The sequence below is a fragment of the Lacipirellula sp. genome (assembly GCF_965279485.1).
Taxonomy (GTDB): Bacteria; Planctomycetota; Planctomycetia; order Pirellulales; family Lacipirellulaceae; genus Lacipirellula.
Genome location: NZ_CBDIIC010000002.1, coordinates 734,025 through 754,496 on the forward strand (window position 1 = coordinate 734,025; position 20,472 = coordinate 754,496).

Consider the following 20,472-nt stretch of genomic DNA (forward strand, 5'->3'; position numbering starts at 1 on the left):
GAACTCACAAGAGTGTAGATAAGTGGGTCGCGGCGAACCGGCCAGTCGGGCCTAGCCTCGTTTTGCCACGGCAGCCGTGCTGTCGGAAGCCTCGACCATCAGCGCTAGAATCTTGTCCCAAGTCGCGGGCGCTTCGAGCACCTCGTTAGAAATCATGCATCCATCCCAACAGATATGCTTGATCGCGGGGCGTGGCACGCCGTCGCCATCAAGCAGCCAGTACCGCGCGCACTTCGCGACGTTCAGCTTGCCGCGCGGATCATCGGCGCGGCAATGCCGGCCCGTCTTGTCGTGAGCGCCGCTGCCGAACACCGTCCCATCACTTTGCGCGACATGCACGTCGAGCGTCCAAGGGCCCAGCGCTCGCGTCATGGCGCCATAGGCTTCCCAGAATTCGTCGACTGAGTAATCCCGATTCAGCAGGCGGTGCTCAGGCGCGTTGTAGCCGAGCATGTAGAGGTAGGTGTGGGCCAGGTCGGCTTGAAACCCAACGAGCCCCGGCCGATCGATCGCCTCGAGCAGTTCGGCCATGTGACGCCACGAGTGCATCCCCGCCCAGCAGATTTCGCCCTCGGCCGCGAGGACCTCGCCGCAGCCGTCGGCAATCCGGCCCGCTTCGCGAAATGTATCAGCAATCCGCCGTGAATTCTCGCGCGGGCTCTCCGCCCAGCGCGTGGGATTGTCTGCCGAGTCGATCCGCACGGCGCCGTACGGCCGCACGCCCGCCTCACGCAGGCGACTTGCGTACCGACACGACTTTTCAACCGCAGCTAGAAAGCGTTTGCGCTGCTCGGCATCGCCCATCGCACTGCCACCGCCGAGATCGCCCCAGACCGGTGCGACCACCGATCCGCAAACCAGCCCGCGTGACTTTAGGGCGTCGACCAGCGCCTGAAATGCGCCGTCGTCGGCATCCATGTCGACGTGCGGCGCGTAGAGCGAGAGATCGACCCCGTCGAAGCGACGAGTCCCCGCCGCAGCGCCGCGAGTGAGATCGAGCATCCGCTCCAGCGAAATCGGCGGGTGATCGGTCCCTGGCTCTTTGCCGACGAGACCCGGGCCCATCGCATTGTGAAGCTTCCAACTGACGGTCATCGAGCTTACGACGGAACGCCCCTGATTGGCCTGATTGCGGAAAAGTCAGGCCCGAACGTAACCGATTCGCATGCCGATTGCCAGCAAAATTGAACGCTGAATCAAGCTTCGCCCAGTCCCGACATCCGCCGCCACGCGCTCAGCTGCCCCAAGTGCAGCATCATGTGGCCGCCCGCGTAGAATGCGTGCATCGACCCGATGGTCGGAAAGAGTTCCGTCGACCGACCGCCCGTGGGGTTCGGCCGCAGAAAGAGTTCGTCGTCGCTCCGGCGAAACTGCACGAGCGCCGCCTCGTAGCCGGCGAAGAAGCGATCGACGACTTCTTGCATCGGCGGGTAGATCGTCCCCTCAGGATCGTCGAGGCATTTCGCCGTCGGCGAGTAGGCCTCGACAAAGCTCTCCGGCAATTTCAACGCCGTCGCATCGCCGCCCAACTGTTCGACAATCCGCGCCGGGTAGATCGCCAGATGCCCGAGCACGAACGAAGCGTGGTTCGACTTGACTACCACGCCGCCTGGGGATGCCAGTCGTGCGAACATCTCCTCCGTGACGCCGACGAGCAGGCCTTTCGTTTTGCTTAGGCCCAGTTGCAGCGAGTCGGCGATGATGTTTCCGATTGCGGTCGTCACGATTCAGCTCTCCAGTTGTCTGCCATGCGTTGAATCCCCGATTCTCCGCGGCTAACGTCGCGACGGCAAGCCTCCTTTGAAATCAGGTCGCGGTCGGGACGGCTGAGTGGAGCAGCAAGACGTAATTCAAACTCAAGCCGTTTGGTCGAATCCCTTGACCGCATCGAGCAGCAGCTCCGAGAGGTCGGCGGAGCTACTTCCCTCTTTTGCCATCCGGTTGAGCAGATCGAGCAGCGTCTTACGACTATCTTCGCCTTCCTTCGGGCCGACGGCCTCGTTCAGAGCCTGTGGCCCGAACTTACCGCCCAGAATCTCTTTCGCATCGAGCCCGTGCTCGGCGAAGATCGCGTCGATCGTCGACTTCATCGACTCCGGATCCGATAGCTTCCCCTCCGATTTGGCTTTGTCGAACGCTTCTTGCAAATCGCTCTTCAGAGCGTCGGCGGTCTTTTCGTCGACGCCCGCCGCAGAGAGCGCCTGATCGAGGCGGTCTTCCAGCGCCCCTTGACGCAACGACTCTACATCCACCGTCGGCATCTCGGGCAGTGCGCTCTCAGCAGTCCCCTCTGACGAGGTTTTTAGGTACGAGAATAGATTCGGCGTCGAGCCGACGCTGCCGAGCCCAGCCATGACGAGCCCTCCCAAGAAAAAACCAGAACAGAGTGCAAAAGATAAGATTCCTCGGCTAACTATCGGTCGAGATCGATCGCAGACCGCATATCGGGCAATCCGAAATTTCGTCGCATCCGTCGAATTCGCTGACAATTCAGTAATCCCCGACGCCAAGAGTCTGTTGGCGGAGTTACTTCTAATTATTTCCACGCTTGCAGCGTTGCGCAGACCTCGTTTTTCGATCTTGCTAGATAGTGAGTCGCGCCCAAACCACATTCGCCGAGCCGCAAGGCGCCAACCCGTCGACGCCTTTCCGGCTACACGCTCCGGCTGCGCTTGATCCGCCCCTGCGGTCTTCCGCAGCTCATTTAGCGCCGTGTCGCGGTGCTGGCGGCGGCGACCCGCTCAGCGAGTTCTTGGCAAGGCTCCATTTCCCAGGCTGGCGTTGCGAAACGACGACGCTGTTGCCGGAATCAGTCGTGCTGGTCGATGCTGGCGCAACGGCAATCGCGCTTGTCATGAGCGGCTCGGTCGACGTCGAATCCGCGGGGGATTCTCGACTACAACTCAAGCCAGGCGAACTTGTTCTCTTGTCGGCGAGTGGGTCGTTGCGGGCTTCGCTGGCAACCACCGGCCCAACCTACGAACACCATGCAGCGTGGCCAGCGCTGCTCTTCGCTCGTTTCGACGCTAGTGCCGTCGGACTGCCGCTCGCCGGTTTGCTGCCGCCTTGCGTTTCATCGGCCGGTCGCAATTCGCCCGGACCACTTCGCGACTCGGGATTGCTGAGTTGGCTGTCGACCCTGGCGACGTCGAACGCCCCGGGCAACATTGCAGTCGCGAGCCGTTTCCTGCAGTCACTGTTAGTCGACCTCTTGCGGGACTACCTCGCTTCCAGCAACAGTCTCGAAACCGCTCAAGCGCCAGCGTCGAAGGGCGCCTATCAGGCAACGTTCGACGCTTGTCTCGGTCCGGTGATGCGACTGGTACACGCCTCACCACACCGCGATTGGACCGTCCATTCGCTGGCCCGCGAATCGGGCCTCTCGCGCTCCGCGTTCGCCGATCGATTCCGCACCGTGGTAGGCCAACCGCCGCTGCAGTACGTCACCGAAATCCGTATGCAGAAGGCCGCGGAACTGCTCGAACTGACTGATACCCCGGTGAAGCGAATTGCCGCTCAGGTCGGCTACGAGTCGGTGTCGGCCTTCAGCAGCGCGTTCAAGCGCCGCTTCGGCGTGCCCCCCATCTCGCTGCGGCAATCAGCGGCCACTTCGAGCGACGCCCCCGCCGAGTGAGCGGCCGGCCGCCATGGAGCGCCGTCGGCGTTCTTAGCCGGCCGCTCCCGGAGGCAATTTTGCCGACGCGCCGGCAACGCTAGCACTTGCCGCGTTCGCGAATGCGAATTTTCCTGTCGGGCAAACTGCTTCGACTGCATAAAGTTTAATGATTGCGATCCGAACGCTCGATAATGATCGGGGCGAAGCCTCCTTCGCCGACGGTCTCGGTCCGATCCCTCTTCTCCACGCAACGGCATGTCGCGACTTTCGCCGCCGATAATCCGCCTGCTGATGCTCGCCCTCGCGGCGACCGCCATCGGCGGCCGCGCGTACGGCAGCGACGTGCCGATCGACGCCGACGACCAAGAGACGGTTCAAACGCTCTCACTCGAGGCGCCGCTCGAAGCACCATTGGAAACTACGAGCAACGCAACGCCTCTCGCGGGCGAGGCGATGGAGCCAACGGATTACTACGATGAAACGCTCGTTCAGGAATTCTCGGAATCGCCTGAGTGCGCCGACGGCTGCAACCTCGCGCCGATGAACTCGCGCTTCTGGTTCACCGCGGAGTACTTGCTGTGGGGGACGCAGGGGATGTACTTCCCGGCCCTGGTCAGTACTAGCCCGATTGGGACTGCGTCCGGCCAAGCGGGCGTCTTGGACGGCTCGTCGACAACGCTTCTCAAAGGCGAATCGCACTTCAACGGCGACGTTCGCTCCGGCGCCCGGTTTGAATTTGGCTACTGGCTCGACTCGGAACAACTCGACTCGATCGCTGCAACGTACTTCTTCATTGGCGAGGGGTCGTCCGGCTACCATGTCGATCCGGCGCAGAACGGCATCATTGCGCGCCCATTCTACAACGTGGAAGACGAAGCGGGCGACGCGCGGCTCATCGCTTACCCGAATCTAGTGACAGGCACGGTCGATATCGCCTCGCAAATGAACTTTCACGCCGCGTCAGTCGAATACCGCCGCCGGGCGATTAACTCGGGCCGTTACAAAATTGATTGGCTGTTCGGATACCAGTTCGCGCAGCTCGATGAGAACATCACCATCCGCGATTCGACGCTGTCGCTTTCCGGCGTCACGCAAGGAACGGCGATCAACCTGTACGACGCCTTTGACTCGTCCAACGCGTTCCACGGAGCGCTCCTCGGGCTCGCGGCGCACGAGCAGCTAAACGAGAATTGGACCGGCGACGTCTACGGCAAAGGATCGATCGGCGGCGTGGCCAGCAGCACCAATATCACCGGCGAGACGGCCACAACGCTCAACAACGTGACCACGACGAACCCCGGCGGCCTGCTCACGCAGACGACCAACCTCGGCATTCATCGCGAAGGGTACGTCAGTTCCGCGTGGGAGTTCGGACTCCGAGCGCGCCGCAAGCTGACGAGCAGCACGTCGTTTACGATCGGCTACACCTGGTTCTTGCTGAGCCACGTCGAACGCGCCGGCGAACAGATTGACCTCGCGGTCAATGTTTCGCAAATCCCGCCCGGCAACCTGAGCGGTTTAGCCCGACCGGCGTTCCCCGGCGAGAAGTCGAGCTTCTGGACGCAGGGAATTAGCGTCGGGCTTGAGTCTCGCTTCTAAGTCGAACAGTCGCTTGCGACCTTAAGCCGCGAGCCCGCTTTGCAACTCGGCAAACGCTGCGTCGATCGCGTCAATCTCGCCGTCCGTCGACTCATTGGCCGCGTCGATAAGATCTCCGCTCGTCGCGCCTTCCTCATGCAACGACAGTGGCAATTCGTCGCTGCTCGAATCGTCAGCCGCCGACTCATCCAACGTCCGTTCCGCGACGACATCGCTTTCGTCGCCGTCTTCATCCGCGCCGACTAGCGACGCGAAGGCGAGCCCCGCGAGCGACTCATCCGAGCTACTATCCTCAGCAACGTTCGCCGCCTCTTCCTCGGCGAGCAGAGACGCCGAAGTCAGAGTAGCCGCACTCGCGCTGCTAGGCGTAAACGTCGTGTCGCCGTTGCGGATGGCCGTGGCAAGTTCGCCGTTGCCTGCCGCATCTTCGCCTCGCGCGATCACTTGGCGGAAGTAGTCGTTGGTTGCATAGCTGGAAGCGAAGAACCAGCGGATCGAGGTATGCTCCGACTTCAGCAATCGCTCGCCAAAATTGTTGTTAGCGGCCGTTTCAGCGGCAGTCAGCACGATGTTCGCGATCGAGTCGTTCGTGATCGTCGCTCCCGTATCAGCGCTCTTCTCAATGCCGTCGTTCATCGCCGCCGGCTGCGATTCAACGACCTTGTAGGTTCCGGCAGGCAACGCGGTGAACGAGTAGCTGCCATCGTTTTTCGTGATCGCCGTGCGGGTGATGTTGGTGCCGGTGCTGGTGCTGGTGAGCGTGATGAGCACGCCGGGGACGCCCGTTTCGCCCGTGTCTTTGACGCCGTCATTGTCGGCGTCGAAGTAGACGAATCCAGAAATGACGCCCGTCGACGTGGAAGCGGTGACCGTCATCGTCACGGTAGCTGTCTTCGTCGCGCCGCCTTCGTCGGTGATCGTGTAGGTGAAAGTCTCCGTCCCGGTGAAACCGCTGGCCGGTTTGTAGGTGACGTTTGCCCCGTTCGTGCCGATCGCAACCACGCCACCTTGAGAGCCCTGCGTCACCGCGGTGACCTTCAAGTCGTCGCCGTCGGGATCAGTGTCATTGGCCAGAACGTCGACGGTTTGAGTCGTTCCATCGTTAGCCACCGTTTTGGCGTCAGCAGTTGCCGTCGGCGCGTCGTTCGTATTGACGACATTGATCGTCACCGTCACCGGCTCAGACTGGCCAGTGGCGTCTTTAACGCGATATTTAAACGTTACTGTTCCCTGAAAGTTCGCCGCCGGCACGTAAGTGAACGATCCGTTGGCATTGAGCGTCAACGTGCCCGACGACGGATTCTCCGCCACGACAACGGTCATGGCGTCCCCTTCGGGATCGGAATCGTTCTTCAGCACGCCGTCAGCGACGTTCACGGTAAGCGTCGTCTCTTCGTTCACCGTGTACTGATCCGCGACCCCAACGGGCGAGTCGTTCACTGCCGTGACGTTGATCGTAACCGTAATCGGATCCGAAGTGTTCGTGCCGTCGGAGATACGATAGGTGAAGGTGTCGGTTCCGTTGTAGTTCCCCGCCGGGGTGTAGACGAATGAACCGTCCGGATTGAGCGCCAGCGTGCCATGCGCCGGGGCCGTATTGACAGTGACGGTGAGGGTCTCATCGTCCGGATCGCTGTCATTTTTCAACACGCCGTCCGCGACCGGAACGGTCAACGGCGTATCTTCATTGGTCGTATAGTTGTCTGCGACTCCGACAGGCGGATCCGACACGGCAGTGACGTTAATGGTTACCGTCGCCACGTTGCCTTCGATGGCTCCGTTTTTCGCTTTGTAGGTGAACGTGTCGGTCCCGAAGAAATCGGCATCGGGCGTGTAGGTGAACGAGCCGTCTGCGTTGAGCGTCAACGTCCCGTTGGCTGGCTCGGTCACCAAGACAGCCGTCAACGTCTCGCCGCTGCCATCGTTGTCGAGAACGCCGGTTGCCGCCGGAACGGTCAGCGTTCCATCCTCAGCGACCGTATAGTTGTCGGGCATCACGACGATATCGCCCGTCACCGTGAGCACGACAGTCTGCAGCGCCGCATTGCCCGCGACATCACTCAAGCGGATCACGAATTGGTGCGTCATTGCCTGCTGAGCCGTCGGCGTCCACTGGATCGCACCAGTCGCCGCATTGATCGTCATTCCCGTGGGAGCGTTGAGCAACGAATAGGTGACGCCGGTAAGCCCTTCGCTGGTGCTTGCCGGGTCGTATTCGTATGTATCGCCGAAGGCGACCGTGGCTCCAGGCGTCGTCGAGATCGGAGCCGGCGCCGTCGTATCGATCGTGACCGAGAGCGGACTGCTGGCGGAGCTCTCAGAGCCGCTTAGGGTCTGCCGAGCAGAGATTTCGTGCACGCCATCCGTCAGCGTAACGGTTCCGTTGGTGACGATCGTTACCGTCGATCCCGTCGACACCGCAGAGCCGATCAGCGTATCGCCGGCGTACAGCCGCACTTCGCCGCCAGGAGCGACGCCGCTAACGACGAACGTCAGTTGGCGTCCGGCCGAGTTGTTGAGCGTCGTAATACGGTCGCTGTCGGAGCTACCCGTGTCGCTGGGCGCTGCAAGCGTCACGCCGGTGGGCGCCAGGATAATCGACTCGCCGAAGTTGCGGTTGTTGAGATCGACGCCGATTTCAACCGTTACTGTATGAGCAGCGCCTGCCGCCGGCGACGTCTGCGTCCCCTGCGCCGACACGACCATGCGGATCGTGTACGTTCCCGGTTCAAGCTGCAGGCGATACTTGCCGTCGTCGTCGGTGACAGTGAACACTTCGTTACTGTCCTGTACGCCGTTGTTGTTGGCGTCAACGTAAATCACCGCGCCGGCCAAGCCCTCTTCGCCGGAATCTTGCGTTCCGTTACCGTTGAGATCGACGAACCGCACGCCAGAGACGTCGCCGAGCCCTTCGATCGACTGCACCACTGCCAGTTTCCCGTCGGCGCCGACCGGCAATTCGCCAAATGGCGACGCATTGCTCGTATTGATTGGCAAGCTCGCGATCGCGTCGACGGTCGCCATCGACAAAATCTTGCCGAAGACGGTGAACGAGTTGTTTGCCGGTAGATCGAGAAAGCTGTTCGAGTCGCTCAAGTTGACGAAGAACTGGCTCGTCGCGCTGTTAACCTGCCCGCCAAGCTTCGCCATCGCGATCGTGCCGCGCACGTTCGACAGCTTGAACTCATTCTGAATCTGCGGATCGGTCGGAATCTCAGTGAACTGCGAAGTTCCGGAGCCCGAGTACGTCGTTGAAGACGTCTTGTACCCGCCGCCCTGAATCACGAAGTCGCTATCGACCCGGTGGAACAGCGAATTGAGGTAGTCGCCGTCTTTGATGTAGTTGAGGAAGTTCGCAACGGTAATCGGCGTATCGGTCTCGTACAACTCGATCAAAATCGAACCGTACGTCGTATTCAGCGAAACGACCGGATTTGAACCGTAGATGATAACGACGTCGTCGCCCGCTTGGACCTGGTAGCTTGCGAAGTCGCGCACTACCTGGCCGTTGACGAACATCTGCACCGTCTTCTGCGAAGTCGCGACGTTGCCGAGGATTTGCGTCGCGCTGAAAACCGCATTAGCGTTGTTTCCCGCGAGGCCAGCATCGGTCCGCCAAATGTCGAAAAATTGCCCCAGCGTCGTCCCGGCGCCTCCGGTGTAGTTGATCTTCCCGCCCTGCGATGACGTGAAGCTGCTGGTAGTGACGCCGTTACTTTTGATGCCGATCGTCGACGGGATTGTCACAGCAACGCCGTCGACGTAAATCGAAAGCTGATACTGCTCCGCATCGACCAGCGTAAATAGTTCGCGGCCGCTGTTGACCAATCCCGAGAAGAACAGCTTGCCGTTGATTGCGACGAGTTGATTCGGATCGAATGAATCGACGCCAGTGACGACGTCGGCAACGATCTTCGCACCTCCAGCCGGTGTATACTGCCACAATTCACGACCAGCCGCCGACGTGAACGCCGAGAAATACAGCGTGCCGTTCGCCTGCGTCATGTAAATCGGAAAGCTCGAGTTCGCGGCAGTGCCGGGGAACACGTCGGCGATCATCACCGTTCCCGCCTCGGTGCCGTCAGACTTCCAGAGCTCCTTGCCGTTCACGGTATTATCGGCGGCGAAATAGAGAACACCGTCGATCACCTCGAACCCAGCGAACGCGGAAAGGTACCCCGTGGCGCCGGGCGTAATGTCCTTTACCAGCGTCGTGCCAGCTTCAGTGCCGTCGCTCTTCCACAACTCGTCGCCATGCGTGCCGTCGTTGGCGGTAAACATCAGCAGATTGCCGACGACTTCCATCACGCTCGAAGTCGTGAACGGACTATCTGCTCCCGAGCGAATATCCTTCACCAGCGACGTGCCAGCGGCAGTGCCGTCGCTTTTCCAGAGCTCGGCGCCATGCGTGCCGTCGTTGGCCACGAAGTAGAGCGTGCCGTTCATCACGTGCAGCAGGCCGGGATTCGAAGGCGCAGGGCGGGTCTGCGCAGAACCGCCGCCGCTCGGCGTGTACTCGTAGGTGCCGACGCGAATGTCTTTGACCAAGACGGTGCCCGCCTCGGTCCCGTCCGACTTCCACAACTCGCGACCATTCACGCCGTCGTCGGCGGTGAAGAATAGTTGGCTGTTGTAGTTGGTGAGTTGCAACGGATTGGATGACGAAGGAGTTCCTCCACCGTCTGCATGAATATTGCGCACCATCGTCGTGCCGGCCGCCGTTCCGTCGGAGGTCCATAGCTCGATGCCGGAGACGCCGTTGCGCGCGGTGAAGAACAGCTTCCCGCCGACGTTCGTCAACTGCGTCGGCAGCGACGAATTGGGAATCGCCTGATAGTTCGCCGCGTACGTTCCGGTGAAGATATCCTTCACCATCTGCGTCCCCGCGACGGTCCCGTCGGTGCGCCACAGTTCGACGCCATTGGCGCCGTCGTTCGCCGCGAAGTACAGTACGCCGCCGACGTTCACGAGGCTCGAAGGCTCCGACGATCCCGCGCCGGCGCGGATGTCGACGACCATCGACGTCCCTTGCGGCGTACCGTCGGTCTTCCAGAGCTCCCGACCATTCACTCCATTGTTCGCAGCGAAGTACGTCACGCCGCCGACTTGAGTGAAGTCTGTTGGCGTCGACGCCCCTGTGAGGTTGAGATCGACCAGAATCGGCACGCTCGACAGCGCGTAGCGAGATTCGAGCGACTCAAGCCCCAACGCGCGAACGCCTTGCTGACGAAGAGATTGAGCTTGGCGACGCCGGCGCTCGCGGCGGCTGATCTGCGATCGGTGCTTCTTCATAGTTGCCTGAGTCGATGCCCCCGCCCTAGCGAGGAAGTTCGTCGATGCCTGTTCCGGATCTACGAGACGAGCGATGGGAGATTTTTTCCCGCTGGCCAAACCCGTCAATTGCCCGCGAGCCAATTTCCATCCTAAGTACGGATTTCCGAGGCCACAACAAATCGGCGTGCTCCAGCGTCCGAACTCGTTTCCCAGACGCCCAAAATGTCCCGTTGTGCAGATCGCACGGGTTGGACAGGTGGAAAAAAGCCGAAAAACGGCGGCGACGGTTCCCTCCACCGGACGAGTAACTCCGCTGGAAATGGATCCCCGCCCACCGGCGTTACACCGCCGCGCGCGTCTCCAAGAATGTGAGGCCGAAAGCCGCCCAAAACGTCACGCCCGGTGCATAAAAAAAGCCCGGGACAGGGGGCGGCGAGGGAACTCGGCTCGCGGCCGCTCCGGAAGTCAGAATGCAGGCAGCCGCTCGCGGAAGCGGCACATGTCGTCAGCCAGACTCAGATTCTCTCCAGCCGCGGCTAAAACAGCCGCCAGCCAAGTTCGCGTTAGCCAACCGCAGCGCAAGTCAGCGACGCCGCCACTTCTTCCGCGGCCTGCTCGCCAGCGAACAGCGCCCCTTCGAGGTAGCCGTTCCAGTCTTTGGCTAGATCAGACGCCGCCCACCACACGTTCTGGAATCGTGGCATCGATTCGCCGCCGAACGCAGCCCCAAACTCACACCACGCGCCGGGTGGAAAGTGGCAGCCGTAGCCGCCGCGCGTGAATTGGTCGGCAGTCCAATCGTGCTCGATGTAGTCGATTGGCTCAAGCGCCTCTGGCCCGAACACATCGGCCCACGCTTGAAGCACCGCCTGCTTCCGCTCGTGCAGCGGTAAACGCAACGCTTCCGTCGCACGACGTGCCGTCAAGAATCCGAGCAGCACGCCCGGCCCATCCCCGAGCGTATTGTCGTAGGTGAACGTTTGCGGCCCATCCCAACTGATGCCGTTCCCCGACAGTCCCTTGTCGCGCCAGAAGGGACGATCGTACACCGCCTGCACTTTCATCGTGTTGCCCGTCTGCATCGCAGCGAACGCACGGTAGAGATCAGGCGGCAACGCCGGGCTAAAGATCAACCCCGGCACGAGTTGCGGCGGCAAACAGATAATCGCAGTCTGTGCGAAGTAATCGCGTTCGCCAGTCTCGACGCAAACGCCCGCTTCAGTTTGCACAACGGCCTGAACCGCCTGGTTGAGATGAAGCGCGTCGCCAAGCCGCTCAGCCAGTCGCTGGGCCACGAGTTGCGTCCCGCCGGCGACTCGATTCGCTTGGGCTCCGCCAATCGCCCATGGCGGCAAACCGTGGCTGGTTTGGATGAACCACAGCATCTGCAGCAGCGAGACTTGGCCAGGCTCGGTGGAGTACGCCTGATTCGTGAGGAACTTGAAGAACTCACGCCCCATATCGGACTGCACGCGCGTTTCCAACCAACTCTGGAAGGTGATGGAGTCCCAATTCTCCGCGTCGCCGCCAATCCAAGGCTCCGCCGCGGAAACGAGCGGGAACAGCCGATTCAATTCATCGAGCGTCCGTTCAATCTCGGCGCCGACCTCGGTCGGGTAGTTTAGCTTTTCGGTGAGGCACTTCGCTGGCGTGCCGGTGTACCGCGCCACGCGATCGCCCACGCACAGGAATGAATCCCCCTCCGTCCAGGCAGGCACGGCCTGAAGACCAACCTCCCGAACGAGGCGATTCACGCGCACTTGCGCATCGTTGATGTACTGCCCGCCGAGTTCGAGCCGCGGCATCTTGGCGACGGGCAGTTCGAGCGTCCGACCGCCCACCCGATCGCGAGCCTCGATCAGAATCGCGTTGACGCCTAACGCCCGCAGCCTAGTCGCGGCGGCCAAGCCACTGTAACCGGCGCCGATGACGACGCAATCACAAACAAAGCGATCCATGGCTACTCTCCACGCGGTTGGCCCGGCAACGCCTCAGTAGCGCGGGGCGATTCTCTTCTCATCACAAAAATGGAATATCACGTCCTACGCTCCAGCCGTTGCCAGCGACTGTTTTCGCTCGTGCTCGCCGACGAAACTTTCGAACAGTAGCTTCACCCCTTGGCGAATATCAACCTGCGGCTTCCAGCCGAGATCTCGCTCGATGGCGACGAGCGACATCTTCCGCGCGTTCATCGCGTACTTGTCGGGATCGCTAGTCGGCTGAATCGTTGCCGTCGGCACATACTCTTTCACCAACTCGGCAATTTCGCGGAACGTCGGGAAGCCGGGCCCCGTGACGTTGTAGGCCAGCGTGTCGACCTCGCCGATGCGCTCGCGCGGCACGCTCAACGCTCGCTGTAGGGCAAAGCACACGTCATCGACGTACACCCACGGCAGCGGCACGTCGCAACCTGCATCGAGTACGATCGGTTGCCCAGCCAAAGCCGCTTTGAACATCTCGCTAATGCCGCAGTAAGCCGTCCGCCCCGCGCCGTAGACAATGCTGATCCGCAGCGACACGGCGTCGATATCTTCTTGAGCGTTGAACGCCCGCAACATCGCTTCGCACGACACCTTCGTGGCGCCGTAGGGCTCGCTCGCGAGCAGCGGCAAGCCCTCGACCACCGGCGTCTCGCACGAAGCCTTTTCCGCCGCTTGGCCGTAAACGGAACTCGACGACAGAAACACGATCCGGCCCGGCAGCTTGCGCAGTCGAGCGACTTCAAACAAATTGAGCGTGCCGAGAACGTTCACCTCGAACACTTTTGCCGGGAAGTTGTTGCAGATGTGCGGACCGGAAACGCCGCCTGCATGGACGAGGCTCGTCATGTCGTGCTCTGCGAACAACCGGTCGACGAATGCTCGGTCGGTGACGTCGCCCACCACAACGGGCCAAGGCCGCGTCACGGGGCTCTCGATCACGTCGAGCCCAACGACTGATTCGCCCGACTCGTGCAACAGCTTCGCCAAGTGGGTTCCCAAGAAACCTTCGGCGCCAGTAATCAAAATCGACATCAGTCCCCTCAAGCTGCTAGCCAAAACAAACGACGGACAAGTCCCTGCTCAACCTGTGATTGGCCGGAAGGCGAATGCAATCCCGATGAGGAGCGCGAACAACCCCGCGACGCCCGCAATCGAAACGACCTGCTTCGCCGGGGAGTTCGCTTCCAGCCACGGCTTGAGCACCCGCGTCAACGCCGGCACCACCGCCCACTGCAGCAGGGCCACGCTCATCGCATTGCCGATCAGCATTGCTACCGACATCCCCATCCGCGAGGTGAACGGCCCAACGAAAATCGTCAGCAGCATCACCGTCGGGTAAAGCCCAAACAGCACGGTCGTCGCCATCTTCCACGGCGGAATGCCGGGCTCAAAATCCCCCTGCATCGAGGCGAACCAAGCGCTGAAGCCGCCGTCGAGCGTCTTCAATTCAAAGTCACCGACCGTCTCGCGCAGCTGAGCGACGTACTTCGCCCGCTCCGACGAGTTGATCCACGCTTGCAACGCAGGCTGATCGGCGAAGTGGATCACCGACACCCACTCGCCCGTGGCGTCATTCGCCGGAGGATAGAGGTCAGTTCCCTCATACCCAGAGAAATGCTGCGCCGCAGTGCTAACGTCACGCTGCCATTGCTTGAACTTGTCGGTTGCCTCGGGCGGCACCCGCTGCACGATGGCTGCCGACGATTTGGCAACGCAGGTTTCCATGTTCCGTTCCTTCGTGGTGCGATTGCGGCGAAGTTAAGCGACGGCGCCGCCCGACTTTGAGTAAGCCCGTTTGCCCGCGATCCACGTTTCATCGACGTTGCGATCGTCGCCAATCGCCAAGATGCCGAACAGCAGCTTCGCAGCTTCTTCCATAGTCGCCGGCGTCCCTTCTGTCACGAGCGACTGGTGCCAGGCCATCGCCGCTTGGCCCCCGTTCCAATCGAGCGCCACGAAGTCGGCTTCTTTGCCGACGTTGAAGTTGCCAAGCAAGTCGTCGATGTACAACGACTCGGCGCCGCCGAGCGTCGCCAGATAGAACGCGCGGTACGCGCTCAGCTTGTTCCGCTCCGCTTCGGCCGAGTCTTGCTCGCGCGGATTGACCGAGCCGTCGAGCATCGTGTTGTTGCACATGCCGACCTTGTACGCCTCTTCCATGACGCGGATGAGGCTAAAGGCGTTGCCGCCGCCCATGTCGCAGCCGAGGCTGATGCGGACGCGGTGTTCCGGATCGAGCGCGCGGCCCAAACGGAACAAACCGCTGCCGAGAAACAAGTTCGAAAGCGGGCAGAACGAAATCGCCGCGCCAGCTTTCGAGAACCGGCGGAACTCGTCGTTCGACAGCCACACGCCATGGCCTGCAGTGAACTTCGGTCCGAGCAGGCCGTGCTTTTCATGGACTTCGGTGTAGTCGTTGCAGTCGGGGAAGTGAATCTTCGCCGTCCGGACTTCTGAAGGATTCTCAGAAATGTGCGTGTTGATCCAGCAGTCGTTGTGCTCGCGTTTCAGTTGAGCGCAACGATTCATCAGCTCGCTCGTGCACCCCACGGCAAACCGCGGCGTGATCGCATAGAGATGACGGCCCTTGCGATGGTACTGCTCAATCAACCGCTTCGACTCGCGATAGAACTCATCAGGTCCGATGAGGAAATCGTCCGGAGCGAAGCGATCGATGCCCGTCAGACCGGCAATCGTCCGCATGTTGCGGCGTTCGGCTTCGGCGAAGAATTCTTCGGTCGAGACCGGACTGCTGGTGGTAAATGCCTGACAGGTCGTCGTGCCGCCGGCAAGGAGTGCATCGAAAAACTGCTTCGCAGCGCCGCGAGCATAGTCGCGATCGCGGAACTTCAGCTCCTCGGGGAAGATCGATTCCTGCAGCCAGTCGAGCAACTGGGCGCCATAAGCGCCAAGGACGCGCGTCTGCGGAAAGTGAATATGCCCGTCGATAAAGCCCGGCATGATCAGGCGATTCTTAATGTGCGTCACCGGCACATTGGCGTAGCGCTTCGAGACTTCGTCGAACGCGCCGAACTCCTTGATGAGTCCATTCTCGGTGACCAGCAGGCCGTCCTTCACGAACCGCGCCGAAGCTTGCTCATTGCCGATGTGCTTCCACGGATCGTCAACGAAGTCGAAAAAGGCGCCGCGGACGGCCGAGAGGGAGGAAGACATGGCTGGGCCTTGGTAGGGAATGGACGGAGAGCGTCGGCGCAACTGCTGACGGAGCTTCGCATTCAGCGAGCGAAGTCACGACTAAAGCTAGCATGCAGTCGGGAAGTCGGCTTTTTGGCGTAATCTCTGAATCCGCAATCTTTGCGGCCGAACCAGAGATTCGTTATTGCTCGCCCGCACATCTGGAAGATTCGGCAAACCCCGGCGCCGGCTCATGAGGGCGCAATCTGCAGGACGACCCCGAGGATTAACGAGCGAACTCGTTCAATGGACGACTCGAACCGCCCATGATTCCACGCATCGTCAGCATCGCGGCACACTGGCTGGCGGTTGGCGCTGCGCTGACGGCGCCGGCAGGGCGCCTGGTCGCGGCGACGCAACCGAGCTCCGCACTCTCCGCCGAGGAGTATCTCGACCATGAGGGATGGGGAGCGACTGACGACCGCCTCTGGCCTGGCGCGAACAGTGCGCAAAAGCCTGAAGACGCCGCCAGCGCCACAGTCGACGCCCACCTCGGCAACGACGACGAAAACCGCCCGCAGCACATCAGCTCGCTCGGCATGGCCGGCAACCCGGCCGCCGTGAACATCGTCGTCGGCACCGGCGCGCTCGGCCGCTTCCTCGGCGTCAGCGAAGAAAGCGGCCTCCGCCTCGGCGGGTTGTGGATCGGCGACGCGAGCGCGGTCCTCAGCGGCGGCCTGGAAGGCGGTGATTGGGGCCTCAACAGCCTGACGATCATCGACCTTTCGCTCGACGCCGAGAAACGCTGGGGCTGGGAAGGAACCTCCTTCGGCACGCAGTTCCTCAACTACACCGGCCAACCGACCAACAGCCTCGCCGGCACGGTGCAAGGCTTCGACGGCCTCCAGGCCGCGCCGCCGTTCGATCGGTCCGAACTCTACCAACTCTGGTGGCGGCAGTCGTGGTACGACGGCCTGCTGATCACTCGCCTTGGCAAGTCGGTCCCATCGTTCGATTTCAACAACGTCCTCAGCGCCGTGCCGGTTGGCAACGACGCCTACAACATCCCCGCTGTCACGGGCCTTATCTACACGCCGATCTTCGTCAACCCGACGATGTATGGTCGCCTGCCCGGTTACTACGACTCCGCGACCGGCCTCACCACGACGCTCGCTCCCGCGGACAACATCTACGCCTCGTACGGCGTCTACGACGGTAATGGCGCTCGCGGCGAGCACACGGGACTGCTCGGCCCACAATTCACTGGCTACTATTTTCACATCGGCGAAGTCGGATGCACTTGGGCCGCCGGTGCAGAGGAAAAACCGGGCAAACTCGGCGTCGGCGTCTGGCATCAAACGGGCGAGCTCAAGCTTCCGAACCACGGCGTCGACAACGGCGAGAGCGGCATTTACATGTTCGCCTCGCAACGCCTCTGGTTTCAAAACCCTGGCGTTAACCACGACGGGATTTCGGGCTTCGTCCAGCTGGGCGCCAACGACTCGAACGCCTCGTGGGTCCGCGAGTTTTTCGGCGCCGGCTTGACCGCCTTCGGCCTCGTTCCCTCACGGCCGAATGACTCGCAAGGCGTCGGCATGGCGTGGTCGTTCTTGAACGACGATCCACAGGCTGGATCGTTCTTTTTCCCAACGCACCAGGGCCCCAATCCTCCGGCGCCGCTGAACGATAATGAACTGATGTTCGCGGGGTACTATCAGGCGGCACTCACCAAGGCGGCGTTCCTGCAACCAACGCTTACCTACATCCCGAATCCCGGCGCCCGCCAAGACATCGCCCCAGCCTTCGCGTCGTCGATCTATCTCACGGTGCTGTTCTAGCCCCCGGCTCTGCCGGGGGGTCGGCCTCCAAGCCGGTAGAGCACGCCCCGTAGTCGACTCACCGGAAGAGCAGGGCAGTGCATCCCTACGCCGCACGCCGCCGCTCATCAACGCCGTACTTCTGCGAAGCCCCATACGCCTCGGCAAAGGCGTGGTAAACCGTTGCCGACCGCGTCGACTCTTCCAGAATCGCCCGCACCTGCGCGATCGCAAACCGCCGGCACTGATTCCGAATCGCCGGCAAGCCGATCATGGCGAACGCCGCCGAAGCGGCGAGAATCTGGAAACCGACCGCGTAGACATGAAACGCGATCAAACCAAACGCCGCCAGCGCGAACACGAGCGTCGCCTCGACGCCAACCCAAAACCACGACCACGCATCGAGCGCTTGCAAAATTAATTGCTGATCGATCGGCGCCTGCGACCCGCTGACAAACGGATAGAACGCCTTCCGCATCAGCCCATGCCGGGCTCGTCGCAGCAACGTGCGATCGAACTGCGCCAAGTCAATGTTCAACTGCTCCGCCATGTCGGCGAGGATCACGTCCAGGTCAAAACACTCGCGGATCCCCAACCAGTCGGAAACCTTCGCATGAATACGGAAGACGCGGAAGCCGATGCCAACCGCCAATGCCGGTAGTAGATACCCGGCCGTCGTCGAGAGATTCTTGCCGCTGTCGACGGTCCACGCCGCGTCAACCTTCGCGAGTAGCGCATCAGCCGCCGGCACATACATCCGCAATAGCCACACCGACGCCAGCGCAGCCGCCGTCGTGAACCAAAAGATGCGGTTGAGCATCGACTGGTAGTCCGTCACGGGGGCGAGTGGATTGAGCGGCAACATCGTCGCGAGCTAGACAAGCAAGGGAGCGTAAAAAACGGGGCGTGCAACGCCGCGGGAGCGTAGCAAATCACGTAGTGCTAGCTAAAGAGCATTCGATCACGCCGAAGCCCTCGCACGCCAACTTAATTGTATTACAATTAAGCCACGCCAGCTTTGATTGGCAATCAGGGCATTGCAAATCTCATCGCCACTTCCACCGTCTACCAAATTCGCGCGCATGAAAATCACGAACATCGAAACCTACGCTGTCAGCGCAGGTTGGAAGAACTGGCTTTTCGTCAAAGTCTGCACCGACGATGGTCTCTATGGCATCGGCGAGGCGACCATCAACGGCTTCGTGAAGACCACCGAAGCGGCAGTGCATGAGTTGGCCCACTTCGCCGTCGGACAAGATCCGCGGAACGTCAATGCCGTCGCGAAGCGCGTGCTCGAAACCATTCAGGATGCAGGCCACATCCATCGACTCGCCACCGCTGCAATCGAGGTGGCGTGTTGGGACATCTTGGGGAAATCGCTCGGTGCGCCCATCTGGCAGCTTCTCGGCGGGAAGCAACGCGAAACGGTGCTCGGCTACGCCAACGGTTGGTATCGGACGGAGCGAACCCCGGAAGCATTTGTCGCCATCGCCGAGAACGTCATCGCCAAGGGGTTCAAGGCGCTAAAGCTCGATCCCTTCGGCACGGCCAAGGACTTCATCAGTCACGACGACCTGGAACTGTCATACGACATCCTCGCGGCGCTGCGTGAGCGGTTTGGTGCGGAGTTGAAAATTCTGATCGACGTCCACTGCCGGTTCACGCCCAGCGAATCGGTCCGCGTTGCCCGGCGGCTAGCCGACCTGAACCTCTACTGGTGGGAGGAACCGACAAGCGCCGAGCGCGAGGAGATGACGAACGAAGTGGCGATGCACTCGCCGATCTTAGTGGCGACCGGCGAGCAGTTCGACAAGATTGGGCGGTTCGAAACGCTGGCGCGCGGCGGCTATGTCAGCATCTGGCAGCCGGAGCCGATGTCCCTCGGCGGCATCACGAACACCATCGCGGTGGCCAATCTCGCTCGTGCCAACGGCGCCTGGATTGCCCCTCACCAAAGCGGCGGTCCCGTGGCGACGGCCACCTGCCTCCAACTCGCCGCCTGCGTACCGAATTTCCTCATCCAGGAGCACTTTGACCCCTTCAATGAGCCATGGACCCGCGACTTGGTCACATGGCGCCCCACGATCGACCCCGCGAACGGCCACCTGTCGCTGCCCACCGGCCCGGGGCTCGGCTGCGATCTGAACCTCGACGTGGTGCGCGAGCATCCGTACGACCCCGAATCCTACTTAAACACTAGCGTGAAGGGTTGGGAGAAGCGGCTCGGCGTGCGTCAGCCCGTGGGGGCGAGTTGATCACGGACCGGGTTCACTGAAAACCGCCGTGCTTTTCAATCGAGCAGAGAAAAGAACGCTCCACACTCTGATCGCCGCGCCGTTGCACCACACCAAGGCAACGCTGCTGGCGGCGTTCTCAGCATTTTCAGTTCGTTTGCTCGCTGGCAAAGCGAAACGTGGGCCGCACCCAGGCTGAGGTTGCCGATTCACCGACCCCGACGATAGTTCCCATTGGCCCGCAAATGCGAGATAATTAGGGCGGGGGAGGGCGGCGAGCATCGCACGCCAGCATTCAAGGCTTCGCTCCCAGCGATCGTAATTCCAAGGAGGGTCGAATGGCTTCATCGGCAATCACCATCAACCTCGCCAGCGGTCTGCAGATCGCGGTCGCTCCAGACGAGTGGCCGCTGATCGGCGAGGCTGAGTGGACGACGCAGCGCGACGGCGGCGTGGTCGAGTCGCACGTCCTCGTGCGGCGCCATTCGGACGGCCGAACCGTGATCTACATCGACGCCAACCCCGGCGAAGGGCCGCTCGTAAAGGGCGACCTGCTTCCGGCCGCGGCGACTGAGGTCGAGGGATCGGTGGAGCGATTTGGCGAACTCCACGATCTGCCTGAGTGGGTAGTCGACCGCTGCGTTCAGTCGGTACGGGGATAGAATCGCATTTATTTACCTCAGCTCAGATGCTTGAGTTGCCGCGTTAAGCGGCTTGCTAGCTGAAGGATACGTGTGATCGGCGGACGTTGGGCCACAGAAAAGCAATCAATCAGATGCTATCGTGACATACATAGACGCAATCGGCCTTGTCCG

General features: G+C 61.4%; 14 protein-coding genes. 5 read left to right on the plus strand and 9 right to left on the minus strand.

The window, feature by feature from the left end; genetic code table 11:
* Window positions 1-51 precede the first annotated feature (51 nt).
* The 3 genes from ACQY7R_RS10485 to ACQY7R_RS10495 all read right to left on the minus strand — a co-directional run bounded on the left by ACQY7R_RS10485 (window position 52) and on the right by ACQY7R_RS10495 (window position 2,354).
* The gene (locus tag ACQY7R_RS10485; protein ID WP_428305553.1) at window positions 52-1,095 is read right to left on the minus strand and encodes a sugar phosphate isomerase/epimerase family protein; all 1,044 of its coding nucleotides are present in this window, start codon (window positions 1,093-1,095) and stop codon (window positions 52-54) included.
* A gap of 101 nt (window positions 1,096-1,196) precedes the next feature.
* Complete coding sequence (locus ACQY7R_RS10490) at window positions 1,197-1,724, minus strand: DinB family protein (RefSeq protein ID WP_428305554.1); 528 nt, start codon at window positions 1,722-1,724, stop codon at window positions 1,197-1,199.
* Between the two features lie 132 nt (window positions 1,725-1,856).
* Window positions 1,857-2,354, minus strand: a complete 498-nt coding sequence (locus ACQY7R_RS10495; protein WP_428305555.1) for a hypothetical protein — start codon at window positions 2,352-2,354, stop codon at window positions 1,857-1,859.
* Window positions 2,355-2,590: 236 nt separating this feature from the next.
* Between ACQY7R_RS10495 and ACQY7R_RS10500 the strand changes: the two genes are divergently transcribed.
* Together ACQY7R_RS10500 and ACQY7R_RS10505 are read left to right on the plus strand one after the other, a co-directional pair.
* Window positions 2,591-3,634, plus strand: a complete 1,044-nt coding sequence (locus ACQY7R_RS10500) for a helix-turn-helix transcriptional regulator (RefSeq protein ID WP_428305556.1) — start codon at window positions 2,591-2,593, stop codon at window positions 3,632-3,634.
* Between the two features lie 237 nt (window positions 3,635-3,871).
* Window positions 3,872-5,215, plus strand: coding sequence for a BBP7 family outer membrane beta-barrel protein (locus tag ACQY7R_RS10505; RefSeq protein WP_428305557.1), 1,344 nt, complete (start codon window positions 3,872-3,874; stop codon window positions 5,213-5,215).
* A gap of 21 nt (window positions 5,216-5,236) precedes the next feature.
* Here the strand turns inward: ACQY7R_RS10505 and ACQY7R_RS10510 are convergent, their stop codons facing one another.
* The 5 genes from ACQY7R_RS10510 to guaD form a co-directional block, all read right to left on the minus strand.
* Window positions 5,237-10,507, minus strand: a complete 5,271-nt coding sequence (locus ACQY7R_RS10510; RefSeq protein WP_428305558.1) for an ELWxxDGT repeat protein — start codon at window positions 10,505-10,507, stop codon at window positions 5,237-5,239.
* A gap of 545 nt (window positions 10,508-11,052) precedes the next feature.
* Window positions 11,053-12,447 (minus strand): flavin monoamine oxidase family protein, encoded by a 1,395-nt coding sequence (locus tag ACQY7R_RS10515; RefSeq protein ID WP_428305559.1) that lies wholly within the window; start codon window positions 12,445-12,447, stop codon window positions 11,053-11,055.
* An 84-nt stretch (window positions 12,448-12,531) separates the two neighbouring features.
* Window positions 12,532-13,503 carry an NAD-dependent epimerase/dehydratase family protein gene (locus ACQY7R_RS10520; protein WP_428305560.1) on the minus strand — a complete coding sequence of 324 codons (972 nt, stop codon included), beginning with the start codon at window positions 13,501-13,503 and terminating at the stop codon, window positions 12,532-12,534.
* 48 nt (window positions 13,504-13,551) lie between these two features.
* Entirely contained in the window at window positions 13,552-14,196 is a 645-nt protein-coding gene (locus ACQY7R_RS10525) for an antibiotic biosynthesis monooxygenase (RefSeq protein ID WP_428305561.1), read from the minus strand.
* 33 nt (window positions 14,197-14,229) lie between these two features.
* On the minus strand, window positions 14,230-15,645 hold the full coding sequence (gene guaD / locus ACQY7R_RS10530; protein WP_428305562.1) for a guanine deaminase: 1,416 nt from the start codon (window positions 15,643-15,645) through the stop codon (window positions 14,230-14,232).
* Window positions 15,646-15,932: 287 nt separating this feature from the next.
* On the opposite strand from guaD, the gene ACQY7R_RS10535 reads away from it, so the two are divergent.
* Window positions 15,933-17,444, plus strand: coding sequence for a carbohydrate porin (locus ACQY7R_RS10535; RefSeq protein WP_428305563.1), 1,512 nt, complete (start codon window positions 15,933-15,935; stop codon window positions 17,442-17,444).
* An 85-nt stretch (window positions 17,445-17,529) separates the two neighbouring features.
* Here ACQY7R_RS10535 and ACQY7R_RS10540 read toward each other — a convergent pair whose 3' ends face one another.
* The gene (locus ACQY7R_RS10540; RefSeq protein WP_428305564.1) at window positions 17,530-18,288 is read right to left on the minus strand and encodes a hypothetical protein; all 759 of its coding nucleotides are present in this window, start codon (window positions 18,286-18,288) and stop codon (window positions 17,530-17,532) included.
* A gap of 217 nt (window positions 18,289-18,505) precedes the next feature.
* Here ACQY7R_RS10540 and ACQY7R_RS10545 point away from each other — a divergent pair, with 217 nt between their 5' ends.
* Both ACQY7R_RS10545 and ACQY7R_RS10550 read left to right on the plus strand, forming a co-directional pair.
* Window positions 18,506-19,678: a mandelate racemase/muconate lactonizing enzyme family protein gene (locus ACQY7R_RS10545; protein WP_428305565.1), complete on the plus strand. Its 1,173-nt coding sequence runs from the start codon at window positions 18,506-18,508 to the stop codon at window positions 19,676-19,678.
* 317 nt (window positions 19,679-19,995) lie between these two features.
* Complete coding sequence (locus tag ACQY7R_RS10550; RefSeq protein ID WP_428305566.1) at window positions 19,996-20,319, plus strand: hypothetical protein; 324 nt, start codon at window positions 19,996-19,998, stop codon at window positions 20,317-20,319.
* Window positions 20,320-20,472 lie beyond the last annotated feature (153 nt).